Below are 15,308 nucleotides of genomic sequence, written 5' to 3' on the forward strand. Positions count from 1 at the left end.
TTATTAGGTGTGTCGCATTTCGTATTAAAGCCATTAAACTATATTTTCCTGGTCTTACAGTTCGCTGATTATCAGGTTCTGACACCTTTTACTATTTCACCTTAACTGAATACATGTCTAACTTTTACACCTTGATCAAATGAAAAAAATTCTAGCTCTATTGGCCTTTTGGCTGGTAGCTACGGGCCAATTGCTTGCACAGGCCTATGTAGATCCAAAACTGAAGGCAGCCCTGGCTGAAAGAAATGTAGTACAGGTTGTTGTTACTTTTAAAGGCGAAGGCGCCCCGAATCTGCTTGATGTTTCGGCACTATCCCAGGTCGGCATTCTGCAAGGCTTAACGCTTCGTGCCTTGCCAATGGCAGGTATTATTGCCACTGCTTCCCAGGTTGATGCCTTATCTAAAAACAACAGAGTACTTTCGTTATATCTGAATGAGTCTTTGAAATATGAGAATGATGCTGCTACGGCAGTTACCGGAGTTTTAAAAGTGCGTAACGAAATGGCTTTTACTACCAAGAATGGCGGCATGCCGGTTACAGGTAAAGGCATTGGCGTACTTGTTAACGACAGCGGGGTGGATGGCACACACCCGGACCTGCAGTTTGGCAAGAACCTGAAACAAAACGTAATGGCAGCCACTAACCTGAATGCTGTTTCAGGCATCCTACCTTATACTCCGATCGAGAACATACCGAACACAGATGCTACAGGCGGCCACGGCACACACGTAGCCGGTATAGTTGGCGGTACTGGTCAGGCTTCATCCGGCAAGTATACCGGTGTTGCGCCGGGCGCTGAGCTGGTAGGGTATGGTTCTGGTGCTGCACTGTTGTTGCTGGATGTACTTTCTGGTTTCGATTACGCGCTCATTAATCAGGCTACTTACAACATCCGGGTTATCACCAACTCTTTTGGTACCACCAGCGATACAGGCACGGACGTGAACCCGGCCGACCCGATCACGCTGGCTACCAAACGTTGCGTTGACAGAAACATTGTAGTTGTATTCTCGGCTGGTAACTCCGGCCCAAGCTCAGGGACCATGACAGGCCAGTATAAAAAGGCACCATGGGTAATTTCAGTTGCCAATGGCGAAAAGTCTGGTCGTTTAACACCTTCCTCATCCAGAGGTATAAAAGGCAAAGGTGGTTCTTTTACCTTAGATGGTAAATTCTATACCTGGGAAGATCGCCCGACTGTTACTTCTCCTGGCGTTGACATTGTTTCTACGCGTGTAATTGCCCCGGTTTCGTCGCTTTCTATTGATAAAGATGTGACTACCCTGGATCCTGCGCACGTGCCCTACTATACACACATGACAGGTACGTCGATGGCTGCGCCTCATGTGGCTGGTATTGTAGCGCTGTTACTAGATGCGAACCCTGCTTTAACAGTAGCGCAGGTAAAAGAAATAGTGCAGCAGACAGCCACCAACATTCCGAACCGCGAAGCATGGGAGGTAGGTGCCGGTTATGTAAATGCCTATGCCGCTGTAGACAAAGCTTTCAGATCAACTGCTCCGTATGGTTCTACCCTTAACCTGACCCGTACATTTAACAGCAATGTAAATGCAAATACGATAACCGAAAACTTCTCTATCAACTATAATCCTGTCACTGCTGAAACCAACGTTTATCCGTTTAATGTGGCATCCGGGGTAACTGGAATGGAAGCTAAAATTAAGGCCAGGGGTATAGAAGGCGAGACAGGTAACCCGATCAGGCTGACACTTATCTCTCCGAGCGGTGTACGAACAAGCGCGGGTATACCTGTTCTTTTTGCTACAAGCTACGACCGTGGTGTTTCGGTAGCTTCGCCGGAGGCAGGAACCTGGAAAGTGGAGATCTCCGGCCTGAACGGTGTTGGTCTTCCTGAGACGATTGATGGTTCGATAAATATGATGGCCATAGCTAACACGACAGGATTGAGTGATATTGCTGGTCACCCGGCAGAAGCATCTATTAAAATGGCCGTTAGCGCACGCCTGGCCGATGGTCTGGCGGGTGGTTACAAGCCGGATGAGTTGCTGAAGCGCATCGACATGGCGGATTACCTGATGATGGGGGAAGGCATACGTCAGTTCCTGCCAATTGATGGTAGCTTTACCCTGACTGATGTAAGAGAAAGAAACCTGCTGGCTGAGTCTATAGTTGCAAAAGGTGGTGCCCTGCGCGACAGGGAGCATGTAGCTAACGGTATTATGTTACCGGTTGCACCTGGTAAATTCTCGCCAAACGGTAAAGTAAACAGAGCAGAAATTGCTTATTCGCTGGTGCAGGCCTTAGGTTTACAGGTATTTGCTTTGGAGCGTAACGGCAAAACGCCAACTGTACACTATAACGGAAAAGACTATGCCATTGAAGATGCCGCAACTATACCAGCAGGTCTGGAAGGCTATGTGAGCGTAGCCCTGGAGCTGAACCTGATCAATGCGTACTTTACTTCTACACAAGGCCCATACGACCTGGAGCCTGTACTGCATGCCAACTTTAAGCCCGTACAGGATGTTACCCGCGCCGACTTTGCCGTGATCATTACCCGCACACATGCACAGTGGAATGCAGCTACACAGCCGGTGGCTACGTCAACTGCATCAAACGCTGTTGTTGCCAACCAATTCGAAAATGTAAACTCTTACAGCTATCCTAACCCATTCTCAGGTAAAACTACCATTAGCTATGTAGTACCACAGGATGGCGCTGTGCAGGTGAATGTGTATGACTTGCTTGGTAAAAAAGTAAGAACGCTGGTAGCTGAAAATGTGAAGGCCGGTACCTATACTACAACTTTTGATGGAAGTAGCCTGCCAGGTGGTACTTATATTTATCGCATCGAGGCTGGTAACAAAGTGTATACAAATAAAATGATCCTGACTAAATAAAGCTGGTCAGAGACCGTAAACGAAAAGAGCAGCTCCGAAAAGGGCTGCTTTTTTTTATTCTATCACAAAAGGAGTGGGGCTGAAACAAAGCAGGAAGATCAGGATCGCTATAACGCCAAGCACCTTACGGAAAGGTGTAAGCGGTTGTTCGTTAGGGCACGACGGGTGAAAAAGCCCCATAACTCTCGAGAGGAGCAAACTATAAACCAGCCAGCCACTATAGCCATCGGCTTCCGGAAAGAAAGAGGATATAAGCACCTGCACTACAACTATAACTATAGCCGCGTAGATCGCGAACTTTAGTTTAGGCACAGCTGGCTGCAGTACAAATACCAGGTAAAGCGCATACGTTGGCCAAACCCAGATATAGCCTGCAAAGTCGGGTAGGGTAGTGGCTAAACTATACTGGAACATCAGCATAAAAAGCGCTGCGCCCATACTATAACGTCTGTCCTCTATCAGCTTCCGGAAAGCCCAGTACGTGAAAGGCACGAATATCACCATCAGTTCATCACCCCATAGCGGCTCGTTGTAAGGCGATATCACACCCAAACCGGCATACAGTACAAAGAGTGCGAAGAAGATAGGGGAGAGCTGATTAAAACGCCTGTAACCTAACAACCCATAGAGTATGTGTCCACCATCCAACTGGCCAATCGGTAACAGATTAAGCGCTGTAAAGAATAATGCCAGGTATCCGGCAAATAAAATAGGATAATGGATGATCTCGTAAGCATTTGGAACCAGTGCCGGGTCTGTGGCTACATACCGCTCAAAGAACATGAACAGTAGGTTCTTGCCCAGGGAAAAATTACCTGCGCTTTGCTCGTAAACATGCGCCGCATAGTCCAGTCCATATTTTTGGTACTTTGGATGGATTGTGAAAATATGCTCGGGTTCAGGCAAGTGTGTGAAGCCATACCAAAGCAACGGAATAGCAACTATAAAACCAGCTAACGGCCCGGCAATGCCAATATCGTAAAACTGCTGTCGCGAGTAAATGCGACTTTTGATGCGAATAAAGGCCCCCATGGTACCAATTGCAGCTGTAATACCAAACCACAATGGAATATAATAAGGAAGCGAAACTTGTGTACGATAATGCCTGGCCGTAAAATAATGCCCGAACTCATGTACGGTAAGCACGCCCAGGAACGGAACAGAAAAGTACAGCCCAGCCAGAAACTCCGCCCAGGTTATGCTTCCGGTCCAGGTAAATTCTTCGGGGCCCAGGAAAAACAGTTTGCCTGTCATCCACTCGGCCCCGGCTATAGTTGTTGTAATAAAAGTAACTATAAACAGCAGGAGATGCAGGCCATACTGCCGCTGCTGCTTAGTTAACAACATCCTTAAAAAACGCATTTATAGTTAGCGGTGGCTGCAGGTGCAAGGTGTTTATACCTAAGTTGTTTGCGCTGTTAATATGCTGTATGCTGTCGTCTATAAACAGGGTTTCTGCTTTGTTCAGGTTATTTTCTGCTAGTATCTGTTCAAAAATGGCGGTATCGGGCTTGCGTTTGCCCACCAGGTGCGAGTAATAGGTCTGCTCAAATAAAGAATCCAGGTTAGGTATGGTGAAGCTGTGCGCTACTATCTCGTTAAATTTTTTGAGGTGGATGGCGTTGGTATTGCTCAGCAGAAAAAGCCTGTACTTTTTGCCCAGTTCCTGCAGCAGGTCTATCCGCTCCTTAGGTATGTCGAGCAGCATAGCGTTCCAGGCGGCATCTATCTCTTCGTCGGTGGCCTCCAGGTTATATTCACGGCGCAGGCTGTCGCGGAACTGCTCGCAGGTACTGTTGCCTGTTTCGTACAGGTCGAACAACTCAGACTGCGCTTTCTGGGTAAATTCCATGGCACTGCCTGTCTTACTGTACTTTAGCAATTCGTGTATGCTTTTATGATAATCTATATTGATGATAACTCCGCCCAGGTCGAAGATGATGTTCTTAATATTTTGTAAATCCACGGAAAAAATTTTTGCGTTGCATTTGAAAATCTCGATACAAATATGTAGAATTGCACTCCCAAATCAAAGAAAGCACTTTTTAGCGCCGACTTTCAGGGACGGGCCTATAGCTCATTCGGTTAGAGCAACTGACTCATAATCAGTAGGTGGCTGGTTCGATTCCAGCTGGGCCCACAAACTAAAAAAGCACTTCTGAAATTCTTCGGAAGTGCTTTTTTGCTTTCTGGTCCTGTACCAACATCAGTTTAAACAGGAATAACTGCGCTAATTAGTAATGACTATCAACAGTAAGCTGAATTTATAATTGAATCAATAAACAGAATGGATCACTTCTGTTTATTAAACTGCTCCAGCCACTCAAGGGCGCTGGTTTTATCCGTAAACATGCGGGTAGGGTTTTGTGGTTTATTTACCATAATGTAAAAGTTAGCCATCATTTTAATGGTAGTAGAGCTAGTAAGAATGGCGCTGGCTATAATTCCTTCGTTGCCTTCGTTGGCGAAATAATCCCGGGCTTCTTTGGTAAAGTGTTTTATACTGATAGCATCTATTAGGCAGGGATAATCCTGAAAATCTGTGTATTCCATTCTGTCTTTTACACACAATTGGGCTACTCCCAAGTCCAGATTGTCGATCTTCTTATAGTAAAAGTGCAAAATGCCACTTTCTATAAACATCCTGACATAAGGTGTTTCAGCCGATGCTTTATTCTTTTTCAAATTATTTCAATAAAGTGAAATACTTTCCTTTGCAATGTTGTTAGAGATTTCTAATTAGCAATAATACTAAAATTAGTGGCAAAAATCAGATATAATAACATTATAGATACGGTAGACTCTGTTCTGTCTGTTTCTAAAAAGAAAGGAATTATACATTTGCATGCTGAAGATGAATCGCTGACAGGCGAATCACTAACCTTGAATGGACAAAAAGTGCTACATTTCGGGACCTGTGGTTACCTGGGGCTGGAGCATCATCCTGCACTTAAACGTGGCGCTATAGATGCCATTGAACGTTATGGTACACAATTCCCGATGTCGCGCACCTATGTATCTAATCCATTATATCGGGAGTTGGAAGGCCTCATCAGGGAGATGTATAATGCGCCTGTGGTAATCTCTAAAAACTGCACGCTGGCCCACCAGACAACTATACCAGGCCTCATCCGTCAAACCGATCTTGTAATACTCGACCACCAGGCACATGCCAGCATTCAGGAGGCGGTAAAAAAACTTCTGAGCCAGGGAGTAACCGTAGAAATGATTAGGCACAATAACCTGGAGATGCTCGAAGAGCGCATAAAAAAGCAGCGCAACAAGTATGAACGTATCTGGTATATGGCCGATGGTGTGTACTCGATGTACGGCGACTATGCGCCTATAAAGGAAATGATAGCACTGGCCGAAAAGTACGAGCAACTATACCTGTATGTTGATGATGCTCATGGCATGAGCTGGGCCGGCAAGCACGGTACCGGTTATGTAATGAGCCAGATGGAAGATGGTCTGTACCGCAAAATGGTATTAACTGCTAACCTGGGTAAGGCATTTGGGGCATGCGGAGGGCTATCAATTTTCCCGAACGAAGAATGGTATAACAAAGTAAATAATTTTGGCGGTCCGCTTACTTTCTCAGTCCAGATAGAGCCGGCTACTCTGGGAGCTGCGCTTGCATCGGCAAAGATTCACCTGAGCGATGAGATCTATAGTTACCAGCAAGAGCTGCAGAAGCGGATAACTTATTTTAACGAACTGCTGAAGCAGACCAACCTGCCATTAGTGCACGAAAACAATAGCCCGATCTTTTTTATAGGTACCGGAACTATGGACATGGGTAACTACCTGGTACAGGAGCTGCTCAAGGATGGAGTTTACGTAAATCTGGCAACTTTCCCGGCAGTGCCTGCAAAAAATATTGGTATCCGGATAACGATTTCGCTGAATAACCCCATTGAAGATATGGAAGTGATGGTTAGCAAGCTGAGCACTAACTTCAACAAAGCCTTGCAAGCCACCAGCCAGACCGACGAAAAGATCCGGAAGGCTTTTAAAATGCCACTAGCTGCCGAATCAAACTATAAAGTAGAAGAAACAACTGCTGATAACGGACTTACATTAAAAAGCTATAGTTCGGTAACACAGATTAACCAGGCCGACTGGAATTACTATCTCGGCAATAATGGCATGTTCGACTGGGAAGGGGTAAAGCTACTGGAGCAGTCTTTCAACCATAACTCTGAACCAGAAAATAACTGGGGTTTCAGGTATTATGTGGTGGAAGATAAAAATGGCCATGTGCTGCTCATGACCTTTGTAGTAGTTGCGCTGCACAAAGAAGACATGTTCTCGCAGGCATCCGTATCCAGGATCATCGAAAAAGAGCGTGTAGTAAATCCTTATTATCTTACATCTAAAGGTATAGTGTTGGGCAGCCTTTTTACCGAAGGAAACCACCTGTACCTGAACCGTAAAAGCGCCGACTGGAAAGCCGCTCTCAAACTGGTCTTTACTGAACTTGCTGAATTACAGGAAAAGGAGCGAGTAAGTAATATACTGCTCCGAGACTTTGAAGCCAACGATCCGGAAATGCATGAGTTTATGGTTGACCAGGGATTTGTAAAGATAGACTTACCGGAATCCTGTGTGGTGGATAATTTGAGTGGGCAGACGGAAGCAGAATATGTGAGCTTACTATCGCAGAAGAACAGGCGACATTATGTACAGAAAATTAAACGTAACCAGCATTTTTATAAGGTAGAAGTAAAGAGCAGGTTAACAAACGATGAACTGGATTATGCCTTTATGTTATTCAGGAATGTAAAGAATAATAATTTGGCTATCAATAATTTCCTGTTTCCGGAGAAGCTCTTTCAGGAATTAAACTATAGCCCTGACTGGGAGTTTATAGTTCTTTACCTGAAAGAAGAATACAATGCGACGCAGTTACCGGTTGCTGTATGTTTCTGCCACAAAAATGCTGCAAATGTCTACAGCCCAATGCTTATCGGTTTGGATTATGAGTACCTTATGGAGTACGGTGTATACAGGCAGGCACTTTTTCAGGTAATAAACAGGGCAAACGAACTTGGCTGTACAAAGATCAACTTCGGTATTTCTGCCTCCATTGAAAAGAAAAGAATAGGTGCTACTTTACACCCAAAAGTGGGCTATTTGCAGGCAAAAGATAACTTTAACCTGGAATTGATGGAAATCACTTTTATGATTGAAAGAGAGTAACGAACTTTGCAGACAATAACTTAGGTAAGTACAAAAAAGTGCAGGTGCTGAAGAAGAGAATAGAGGAGATAATTACGCTTATAGCGGAAGTAGCAAACGGAAACTTCGATTACGAGCTCGAACTGTCGGAGACTGGTAACGAAATGGACGCTGTTATTGCCGGAATAAGTATGCTCGGGCAGGAACTGAAGAGGTCGACTGTATCCAGAGACTTTATGCAAAGCATTTACCAGGGCGTGGTAGATATGTTGCTTGTCCTGAACACCGATTATACTATACGGAATATAAATGAAGCCCTGGTAGAGGCAACCGGCTATAAAGAGGAAGATCTGGTAGGAGAGCATATTTCAGTTCTGTTCAACGAAACCGAGAGCCTTAGGGTGCTGGAGGCATTCTTTAAACTGGAGAATGATGGGAAATGCCTCAATACTGAATTCCTGGTACGTACTAAGGATCAGAAAGACCTTCCCACATCCTGTTCTTTCTCTTATCTCAAAAACAGCAAACAGGACATAGACGGTATCCTGATTATTGCCAAAGATATTACTGATCTCAAAAATAAAGAGCGTGAGCTGCAGGAGGCCAAAGAGAAAGCTGAGGCTGCCAATGAAGCAAAAAGCAGTTTCCTGTCAAGCATGAGCCACGAGATCAGGACACCACTTAACGGCATGATCGGCTTTACGGAACTGCTGAGGGAAACAGCCCTGGACAACCCACAGGCACGTTATGTAGACCTCATCAAAACTTCGGGTACTACACTTGCCAGGCTCCTGAACGATATACTGGACCTACACCGGATAGAGCAGGATAAGATAGAAATAGAAGCAATACCATTTGATATAAGGAGTACAACAGCTTCTCATCTGGAGCCTTACAGGTACCTCGCCTCTAAAAAGAATGTAGCATTAACCTATACTTTTGATGAAGAGGTGCCGCAGGTTGTAACCGGAGATCCTACACGTATAAATCAGGTGCTTGTAAATTTAGTGACTAATGCCATTAAGTTTACCGATGCTGGAACTATAAATGTGCATTGTAATGCCCAAACTATAGACAAACTGCTAGGAGAAGTTGTGCTGGAGTTTAGGATAACAGATTCAGGTATTGGTATACCATTGGATAAGCAGGAGCTTATTTTCGAATCGTTTACCCAATCTGACCAGTCAACCACACGCAGGTATGGCGGTTCCGGGCTTGGGCTTGCAATCAGTAAAAAGCTGGTGAACCTGATGAATGGCGAAATAGGGATACTTAATCCGCCTGCTGAACAGCCAGGCACTACCTTCTGGTTCACAGTTAAACTTGCGTATCAGGAAGAAGGTGCTGCAGCGCCAGAGACAACCGAAACAGACAATACTTTTAAACTGTCAGAAGATACCCACATACTGGTAGTAGATGACAACCCTATAAATGTACTGCTGATGCAGGAAGTGCTGGAGCAAATGGGAGCAACCGTAACTACAGCCACCAATGGAGAAGAGGCTTTACAACTAGCCAAAACCCGGTCTATAGATTTAGTGTTTCTGGATATACAAATGCCCGATATGGACGGCATGGAAGTTGCGCGGAGGTTACGTAACAGCAGTTTTATTAACCCGGTAATTGCTTTCTCGGCCAACGCTTACAAAGCTGACATCGCTAAAAGTTTACAAGCCGGTATGAACGGACACTTATGTAAACCATTTACTAATAAAGAGCTGATAGGAGTGCTTAAAAAATGGACTTAAATTGCCTTATCATTTTATAGTGGATAAAAGTAAAAAGCCTCTCCCGAAACAGGAGAGGCTTTATTTATTCATTAAACAGGTTAGTAATTTTTATTGAATTCCGTTGCCGTCGCCTTGCTTGGTATCGTCGTTACGGATCGATTTTTTGCGCTTAGGCGGACGCTGCTGGTCCATTTTACCGAAGCGGTAGTCGAAGGTTACTTTGGCGCCACGGTTATAGTTGTTGATGCGGATGTGCTGTTCATAATCCAAGGCGTTCACATCGATTTCCATTACCATGCTCTTGCGGAACGGGTTATCTAGGCCAAGGGCCAGGCCACCTTTACCACCAAACAGCTCTTTCTTGAAAGCTAAACTATGGTAAGAGAACGATGCGAAATTACCCTGCAGCTGTATTCTTTTAGAGTTAAAGCCTCCGTTAAACTGTGCGCTGAAACCTTTGCCGAAGTTGTAAGAAGAGTTTGCATTAATGTTGTACATCCAGCCACTGTTTGAGTACTCTTTGCTCTCCAGATTTACAAAGTAGATATTGGAGCTACCACCGATCGTCCAGGCGTTAACAGGTTTTACAGATCCAAACAAGCTGATACCGTATGTTTTGTTCTGGGCTACGTTATCAAATGTCAGGATAGTCGTGTTTGTTGCTTCGTCGAAATCAGGAACTGTTTCGATAGCGTTGTCTGTCTGGCGCATGTACAGGCTGGTGCTGATAGAAGCTGTTTTAAAGTACGTACTATAACCCAGCTCGAACAGGTTAGTAAGTTCTGCATCCAGGTACGGATTACCTTTTACAACTGTACCCGGCGCCTGTTCCTGCTCAAACGGGTTCAGGTAAAACAACGACGGACGCTGAATACGCTGTGTATAGTTTGCCTTCAGGGTGTGTTTTTCTTTAATGGTATAAGACAGAGCTACACTTGGTATAAGGTTGTTATAATCGTCGCTATAGTCTTTATTCAATAGCGGACCATCGTTTTCAGAGCGTGCATAATCTCCGGTGATCTCGGTTTGCTCAAAGCGGGTACCAAGTTTTACGTTCAGTTTTTTCTGGATAGCGAAGCCGTAGGTAAGATAAGCGGCATATACATCCTGGCCATAATCAAACGAAAGCTTATCTTTTTCCTCAACGCCTGCTTCATTGTCACTTAAAAGACCATAACTCGTCACTTCTCTGAAGATAGATTTGGCACCAATTTCCAGCATGTGCTTATTCTCGAATGGGTGCACGTAGTCGGCCTGGAAAGTTAGCTCGTTGTTGCCACCATCGTTGTTGTTGCGCTGCAGGTAGAAAGGAGCCTCGCCGGAACGGAAACGGTCCTGGTCGTTGCGGGTATCAGCGTCGGTAACTGAGTACTGCGACAGAATAGAAAGCTCCTGCTGTGGCTTGGCAAAGGTATGTACAAAGTCCAGGTTATAGTCTGTGCCCAGGCGTTCGTTGCGGTTTCGGATGTCTGTAGAGAACGACTGTGATTCCTTTTCGATGCCGCCTTCCGTTACCAGCTGGTTCTGGTCGTTGTTCATTTTAAAACGCCCGCCGTTGGTACGTATACTTCCGGATAAGGTGTTTTTCGGTGTAAAATCGTAATCAAAGCCAAGCTGGCCATTCAGGAACATACCGTTTATAGTGGTGTTACCATACTGGCTCCTGATCATACGGTTTACAGATGGCTCACTGTTTTTAGGCGATGTCGTGATGTTGCTCATATCGCCTTTGTTGTAGAACGTATGGGCCCCCAGATTGGCATTAATTCCCAGTTTTCCGCGACGTACGTTCAGGCTGGCGTTGCCGTTGCTGGCACGTGTACCGCCGGTTAAAGCCACAGAACCGGTTACGCCCTGCAGGCCACCGTCTTTTTTAGTGATGATATTGATGATGCCGGCTGTTCCTTCGGCATCGTACTTGGCAGATGGCGAAGTAATTACTTCTACCGATTTGATCTGGTCGGCCGGGATCTGCTTCAGGGCATCGGCAATGCTGCCGGCCATAATAGCAGAAGGCTTGTTATTGATAAGTACACGCACATTAGAGCTACCGCGCAGCTGCACATTGCCGTCCGTGTCCAACGACAAGGAAGGTACTTTCTGCAGCACATCGGCGGCGTTACCACCAGCGTTGGTAATATCTTTTTCGGCGTTGTAAACAGTGCGGTCTATCTTTTCCTCAACCAGTGGTTTTTCACCGGTTATTACTACTTCATCCAGCCTTTTTGCATCCGAAGCAAGGGAAATGCTCCCCATGTCCATATCCTGGTTATCCGAATTTATAGTAAACTCGTTCAGGGTTTTCTGCTGGTAGCCGATAAACGACACCAGCAACTTGTATTTGCCAACACCCACTTTGCTGATCGTGAAACGACCTTTTTCGTCGGCCATAGTTCCATCAATCGGTTTGCCGGTGCTCACATTTATAAGCGCTACCGTGGCAAATTCTACCGGGTTTTTGGAGTCGGCATCAACCACCACACCGCTAATTTTAGCGTTGCCCTTTGGCGCTGTTGTACCTGGTATAGTTGCTGACTGCTGCTGTGTCGGACGACCTTGTGGCGCCGCCTGCTGACCTTGCGCAAACACAGGAACTGTGCTCAGGCCAAGGAGTAAAAAGAGTACATGCTTATTCATAGTTTTTATATAGGATAGGTTCTTGAGATCCATCTACAGCGAGTTATTCCAAACTTCACAATGCAAAGTAAAACTGCTTTTCTGAGCTGCTAAAACAGATTATACCAATGCACTTCATTTCCATATAAAGAGGCTTAAGAACCCGACAAATTTTTGGTCGGGATGGAAGGGGGCTTGGTCGGTAAATGCCGGGAACTATAGTTGCAGCTGCATAAGACCGAAAAACTATAGTTGAACAAGTATTATTTTGAGCGGAAGGGCAGAGTTTCTATTTTCGTGAAAAGAAGAACAATGGAAGTTAACTTAACACGAGTAGACCAGGATTTTCATTTCGCGGCAACCGGCAATTCGGGTGTGGCGGTGCACATGGACGCTAACCCCGAAATTGGCGGCCACAACATGGGTGCCCGCCCCATGGAAATGCTATTGATGGGACTGGGCGGTTGTAGTGCGATAGATGTGATCATGATCCTGAAAAAGCAGCGCCAGGAAGCCACCACCTTCGACATAAAAGTAACTGCCGACCGCGAAAAAGTAGAAGAGTACACCGAGTTCCGGAACATAAACGTGCACTTTAAACTAAGCGGCGATCTTAACGAAGATAAAGTACGAAAAGCGATCGAACTTTCGCTGGAGAAATACTGCTCTGTAGCGATGGTGCTTTACAAGACCTCCACTATAACCTATAGTTTAGAACTGCTATAGTTTAAGCGCTGAGCTTAGCCACATACTTCACTAACTTGCGTTTAGCAATAGGCAGCAAGCTTTGCTCCAGGGGTGCTGGCACACTGGAAATTACCGCAAAAGTGGCAGGGTTGGGCAACTCTTTCCGCTCCTTTAAAAGTTGCGATTTCAGATTCTCGTGGGTCAGGCTGAGGCCGCGGCGTACGGTTTGTACATGCTCGGTATTAATGCCCCGGTACTGCTCGTAGGTGTTCTTAAAAACTGTGATGCGGTATAAGTACACCTGCGTTTCCTTGCCCGGAAATGCGTCCAGGAACAGGTAGCCTTCGTTGTGATAAATAGGCGTAATACCGACCGGTGTTATCTCTAAATGGCTTTCTACAAACTCGTATAGTTCCTTGCCTTCTTCCAGGGTTTCGCTGAACAGGGGAGAAGCATACTGAATGATCTCTTCGATCTGCGCCATCGTTTCGTCGTCTTCCACTATTTTCTTGTATACCAGTTCCAGTTTCTCAAAATCGGCACGGCTGATGCGCTGCGGAAACTGCTCGTACACCAACTGTTTGTGCTCTTTTATCTGCACCAGGTTGCGGTAATGCATGATCAGATCTGAGAAAACAGGATAGAGGCGGTGTTGCCCGAACTCGGATTTTACGGCTTGCAGGTAAGCCAGCAGCATATACTTCTTATATTCAAAATCGAGTAAGCCTTCGGTAAGCCAGTTGATGGGTAGGGTGTTCATAGCCTTCAACTTTTAGAGGTTAAACTTGCTGTATTTAACGTAGGAAGCTGAAAACAGGGTTATAGTTGTTCGTAAATTTCTGTGACACAACTATAGTTACCACCAACAACTTACTTATAAATTGAGGTTTGATCTATAGTTCTGAGACTAACTAAACTATAGGCTTTACGTTAGTTATGCATAACCTAAAGGTGTAAAATGCCGGACAAACTGCATCAGAACCTTATCACATAAACTTAATTAAAAGCAACCATGAATAACCACACAGAGAATTTTGAAGGTATAAAGCTAGATATACAGGCTGTTGGCGTAGAACTATCAGATGTGATCCATGAGAACATCCGTGAGAAGATTTCGAAACTAAAGCGACATGGCAGTAAAATAGATTCAGTGGATGTTTATTTTAAGGAAGAAGCAAACCATGCTACTAATGCTAAAAGCGTAAGAATGCGTGTGGGTGTGCCGGGCAACGATGTTTTTGCCCAGGATGAAGGCGATAACTGGTACCAGTTGCTGGACAGCGTTGAAGAAAAACTGAAGCGCCAGTTAGGAAAAAAATAAAGGGATTATAGTTTTACAGAACTGCAACTATAAAAAAGCCTCTCAGCTACTGTTAGCTGAGAGGCTTTTTTGTGGTCTTAATTATAGTTACCCGAAGATCTCGTTCAGGAGGCCAGCCAGGTGAATGCCACCTTTTAACAGTTGTTTGTTCAGGGTTTCCACGTTATCGTAGTTATAGCGGTAGCTCAGTTTTTGCTCCGGCTGCACTTCGCTGTAAATCTTGTTGCTGATCAGGTAAGACTCATACAACCACTGGCTTACCGGCTGCTTCATCCACTCTTTGCGCTGTGCTTTGGTGGTGTGGTTAAGGTGTGTGCTGTATTCGGTGTAGCTCAGGTCCTGAGACTCGATCAGGTCGCTGTCCCAAAGGCGGTGCAGGTTGGTTGGCTCACCAAACCAGAACAGTTTTACACGGTTGCCACCTAAGTCTTCAGGGCGGCCAGTATGCATCGGCTGATGGATATCGCCTACAAAGTGAATTATCAGGCGCAGGTACATTTGCTTTTTATCCTGGGGCAGGTCCTTTTTCTTTAGCTCCGTTACCAGCATATTCAGTTTCGTGTGTATGTTGGTAGCAGTATCAGCCATCAGGGCAGTGGTAAACTCGTCCTGGCTCATGCCTGACTTAAAGTTAATGTAGTGCCAGTTATCCAGGTACTTGTAGCTAGGCTCCGACTTCACAAAATCGGCCCAGTTGCTTGCCATTGCTATCGACTCGCTTCCCAGTATCTTTTTTACCTCTTTTTTTGCTTTGCAGCTCAGGTTGCGTTCTGCAATTTCGCCAACAACACGGTGCCCTAGCATACCCCAGGCCATCGACTGGAACGGAAGAGACAGGAACAGACCGGCCAGCAGTAATTTTTTCAGCGCGTTAAATGCCATTGATGTA

At 45.3% G+C, this 15,308-nt stretch carries 11 protein-coding genes and 1 tRNA gene; 6 read left to right on the top strand and 6 right to left on the bottom strand.

Features of this window, described 5'->3' with window-relative positions; genetic code table 11:
• Nucleotides 1-139 precede the first annotated feature (139 nt).
• Nucleotides 140-2,884, top strand: a complete 2,745-nt coding sequence (locus ABS362_RS08935; protein WP_350412082.1) for a S8/S53 family peptidase — start codon at nt 140-142, stop codon at nt 2,882-2,884.
• Between the two features lie 54 nt (nt 2,885-2,938).
• On the opposite strand, the gene ABS362_RS08940 is transcribed toward ABS362_RS08935, so the two are convergent.
• Together ABS362_RS08940 and ABS362_RS08945 are read right to left on the bottom strand one after the other, a co-directional pair.
• Nucleotides 2,939-4,231 carry a site-2 protease family protein gene (locus ABS362_RS08940; protein ID WP_350412083.1) on the bottom strand — a complete coding sequence of 431 codons (1,293 nt, stop codon included), beginning with the start codon at nt 4,229-4,231 and terminating at the stop codon, nt 2,939-2,941.
• Nucleotides 4,218-4,850, bottom strand: a complete 633-nt coding sequence (locus ABS362_RS08945; RefSeq protein ID WP_350412084.1) for an HAD family hydrolase — start codon at nt 4,848-4,850, stop codon at nt 4,218-4,220. The genes ABS362_RS08940 and ABS362_RS08945 overlap by 14 nt, the downstream gene beginning before the upstream one ends.
• A gap of 100 nt (nt 4,851-4,950) precedes the next feature.
• On the opposite strand from ABS362_RS08945, the gene ABS362_RS08950 reads away from it, so the two are divergent.
• Nucleotides 4,951-5,024: transfer RNA gene (locus ABS362_RS08950), tRNA-Ile, on the top strand.
• Between the two features lie 152 nt (nt 5,025-5,176).
• Here ABS362_RS08950 and ABS362_RS08955 read toward each other — a convergent pair.
• On the bottom strand, nt 5,177-5,569 hold the full coding sequence (locus tag ABS362_RS08955) for a DUF7793 family protein (protein WP_350412085.1): 393 nt from the start codon (nt 5,567-5,569) through the stop codon (nt 5,177-5,179).
• 75 nt (nt 5,570-5,644) lie between these two features.
• Between ABS362_RS08955 and ABS362_RS08960 the strand changes: the two genes are divergently transcribed.
• Both ABS362_RS08960 and ABS362_RS08965 read left to right on the top strand, forming a co-directional pair.
• On the top strand, nt 5,645-8,086 hold the full coding sequence (locus ABS362_RS08960; protein WP_350412086.1) for a GNAT family N-acetyltransferase: 2,442 nt from the start codon (nt 5,645-5,647) through the stop codon (nt 8,084-8,086).
• 44 nt (nt 8,087-8,130) lie between these two features.
• A complete protein-coding gene (locus tag ABS362_RS08965) occupies nt 8,131-9,813 on the top strand; it encodes a PAS domain-containing hybrid sensor histidine kinase/response regulator (protein ID WP_350412088.1) in 1,683 nt (560 codons plus the stop codon).
• A gap of 90 nt (nt 9,814-9,903) precedes the next feature.
• Here the strand turns inward: ABS362_RS08965 and ABS362_RS08970 are convergent, their stop codons facing one another.
• Entirely contained in the window at nt 9,904-12,432 is a 2,529-nt protein-coding gene (locus ABS362_RS08970; RefSeq protein WP_350412089.1) for a TonB-dependent receptor, read from the bottom strand.
• Nucleotides 12,433-12,708: 276 nt separating this feature from the next.
• Here ABS362_RS08970 and ABS362_RS08975 point away from each other — a divergent pair, with 276 nt between their 5' ends.
• Nucleotides 12,709-13,137: an OsmC family protein gene (locus ABS362_RS08975; RefSeq protein WP_350412090.1), complete on the top strand. Its 429-nt coding sequence runs from the start codon at nt 12,709-12,711 to the stop codon at nt 13,135-13,137.
• Nucleotide 13,138: 1 nt separating this feature from the next.
• Here ABS362_RS08975 and ABS362_RS08980 read toward each other — a convergent pair whose 3' ends face one another.
• Nucleotides 13,139-13,858, bottom strand: a complete 720-nt coding sequence (locus tag ABS362_RS08980) for a hypothetical protein (protein ID WP_350412091.1) — start codon at nt 13,856-13,858, stop codon at nt 13,139-13,141.
• 252 nt (nt 13,859-14,110) lie between these two features.
• Here ABS362_RS08980 and hpf point away from each other — a divergent pair, with 252 nt between their 5' ends.
• Nucleotides 14,111-14,419 carry a ribosome hibernation-promoting factor, HPF/YfiA family gene (hpf, locus tag ABS362_RS08985; RefSeq protein WP_350412092.1) on the top strand — a complete coding sequence of 103 codons (309 nt, stop codon included), beginning with the start codon at nt 14,111-14,113 and terminating at the stop codon, nt 14,417-14,419.
• Between the two features lie 87 nt (nt 14,420-14,506).
• Here the strand turns inward: hpf and ABS362_RS08990 are convergent, their stop codons facing one another.
• Nucleotides 14,507-15,301: a S1/P1 nuclease gene (locus tag ABS362_RS08990; protein ID WP_350412093.1), complete on the bottom strand. Its 795-nt coding sequence runs from the start codon at nt 15,299-15,301 to the stop codon at nt 14,507-14,509.
• Nucleotides 15,302-15,308 lie beyond the last annotated feature (7 nt).

It is taken from the genome of Pontibacter populi (genome assembly GCF_040278685.1).
Taxonomy (GTDB): domain Bacteria; phylum Bacteroidota; class Bacteroidia; order Cytophagales; family Hymenobacteraceae; genus Pontibacter; species Pontibacter populi.

Excerpts from the sequence above, each read along its gene's own strand:
- ABS362_RS08935 (WP_350412082.1), top strand. The coding sequence starts at position 140 with ATGAAAAAAATTCTAGCTCTATTGGCCTTTTGGCTGGTAGCTACGGGC.
- ABS362_RS08940 (WP_350412083.1), bottom strand. The coding sequence starts at position 4,231 with ATGTTGTTAACTAAGCAGCAGCGGCAGTATGGCCTGCATCTCCTGCTG.
- ABS362_RS08970 (WP_350412089.1), bottom strand. The coding sequence starts at position 12,432 with ATGAATAAGCATGTACTCTTTTTACTCCTTGGCCTGAGCACAGTTCCT.
- ABS362_RS08980 (WP_350412091.1), bottom strand. The coding sequence starts at position 13,858 with ATGAACACCCTACCCATCAACTGGCTTACCGAAGGCTTACTCGATTTT.
- hpf (WP_350412092.1), top strand. The coding sequence starts at position 14,111 with ATGAATAACCACACAGAGAATTTTGAAGGTATAAAGCTAGATATACAG.
- ABS362_RS08990 (WP_350412093.1), bottom strand. The coding sequence starts at position 15,301 with ATGGCATTTAACGCGCTGAAAAAATTACTGCTGGCCGGTCTGTTCCTG.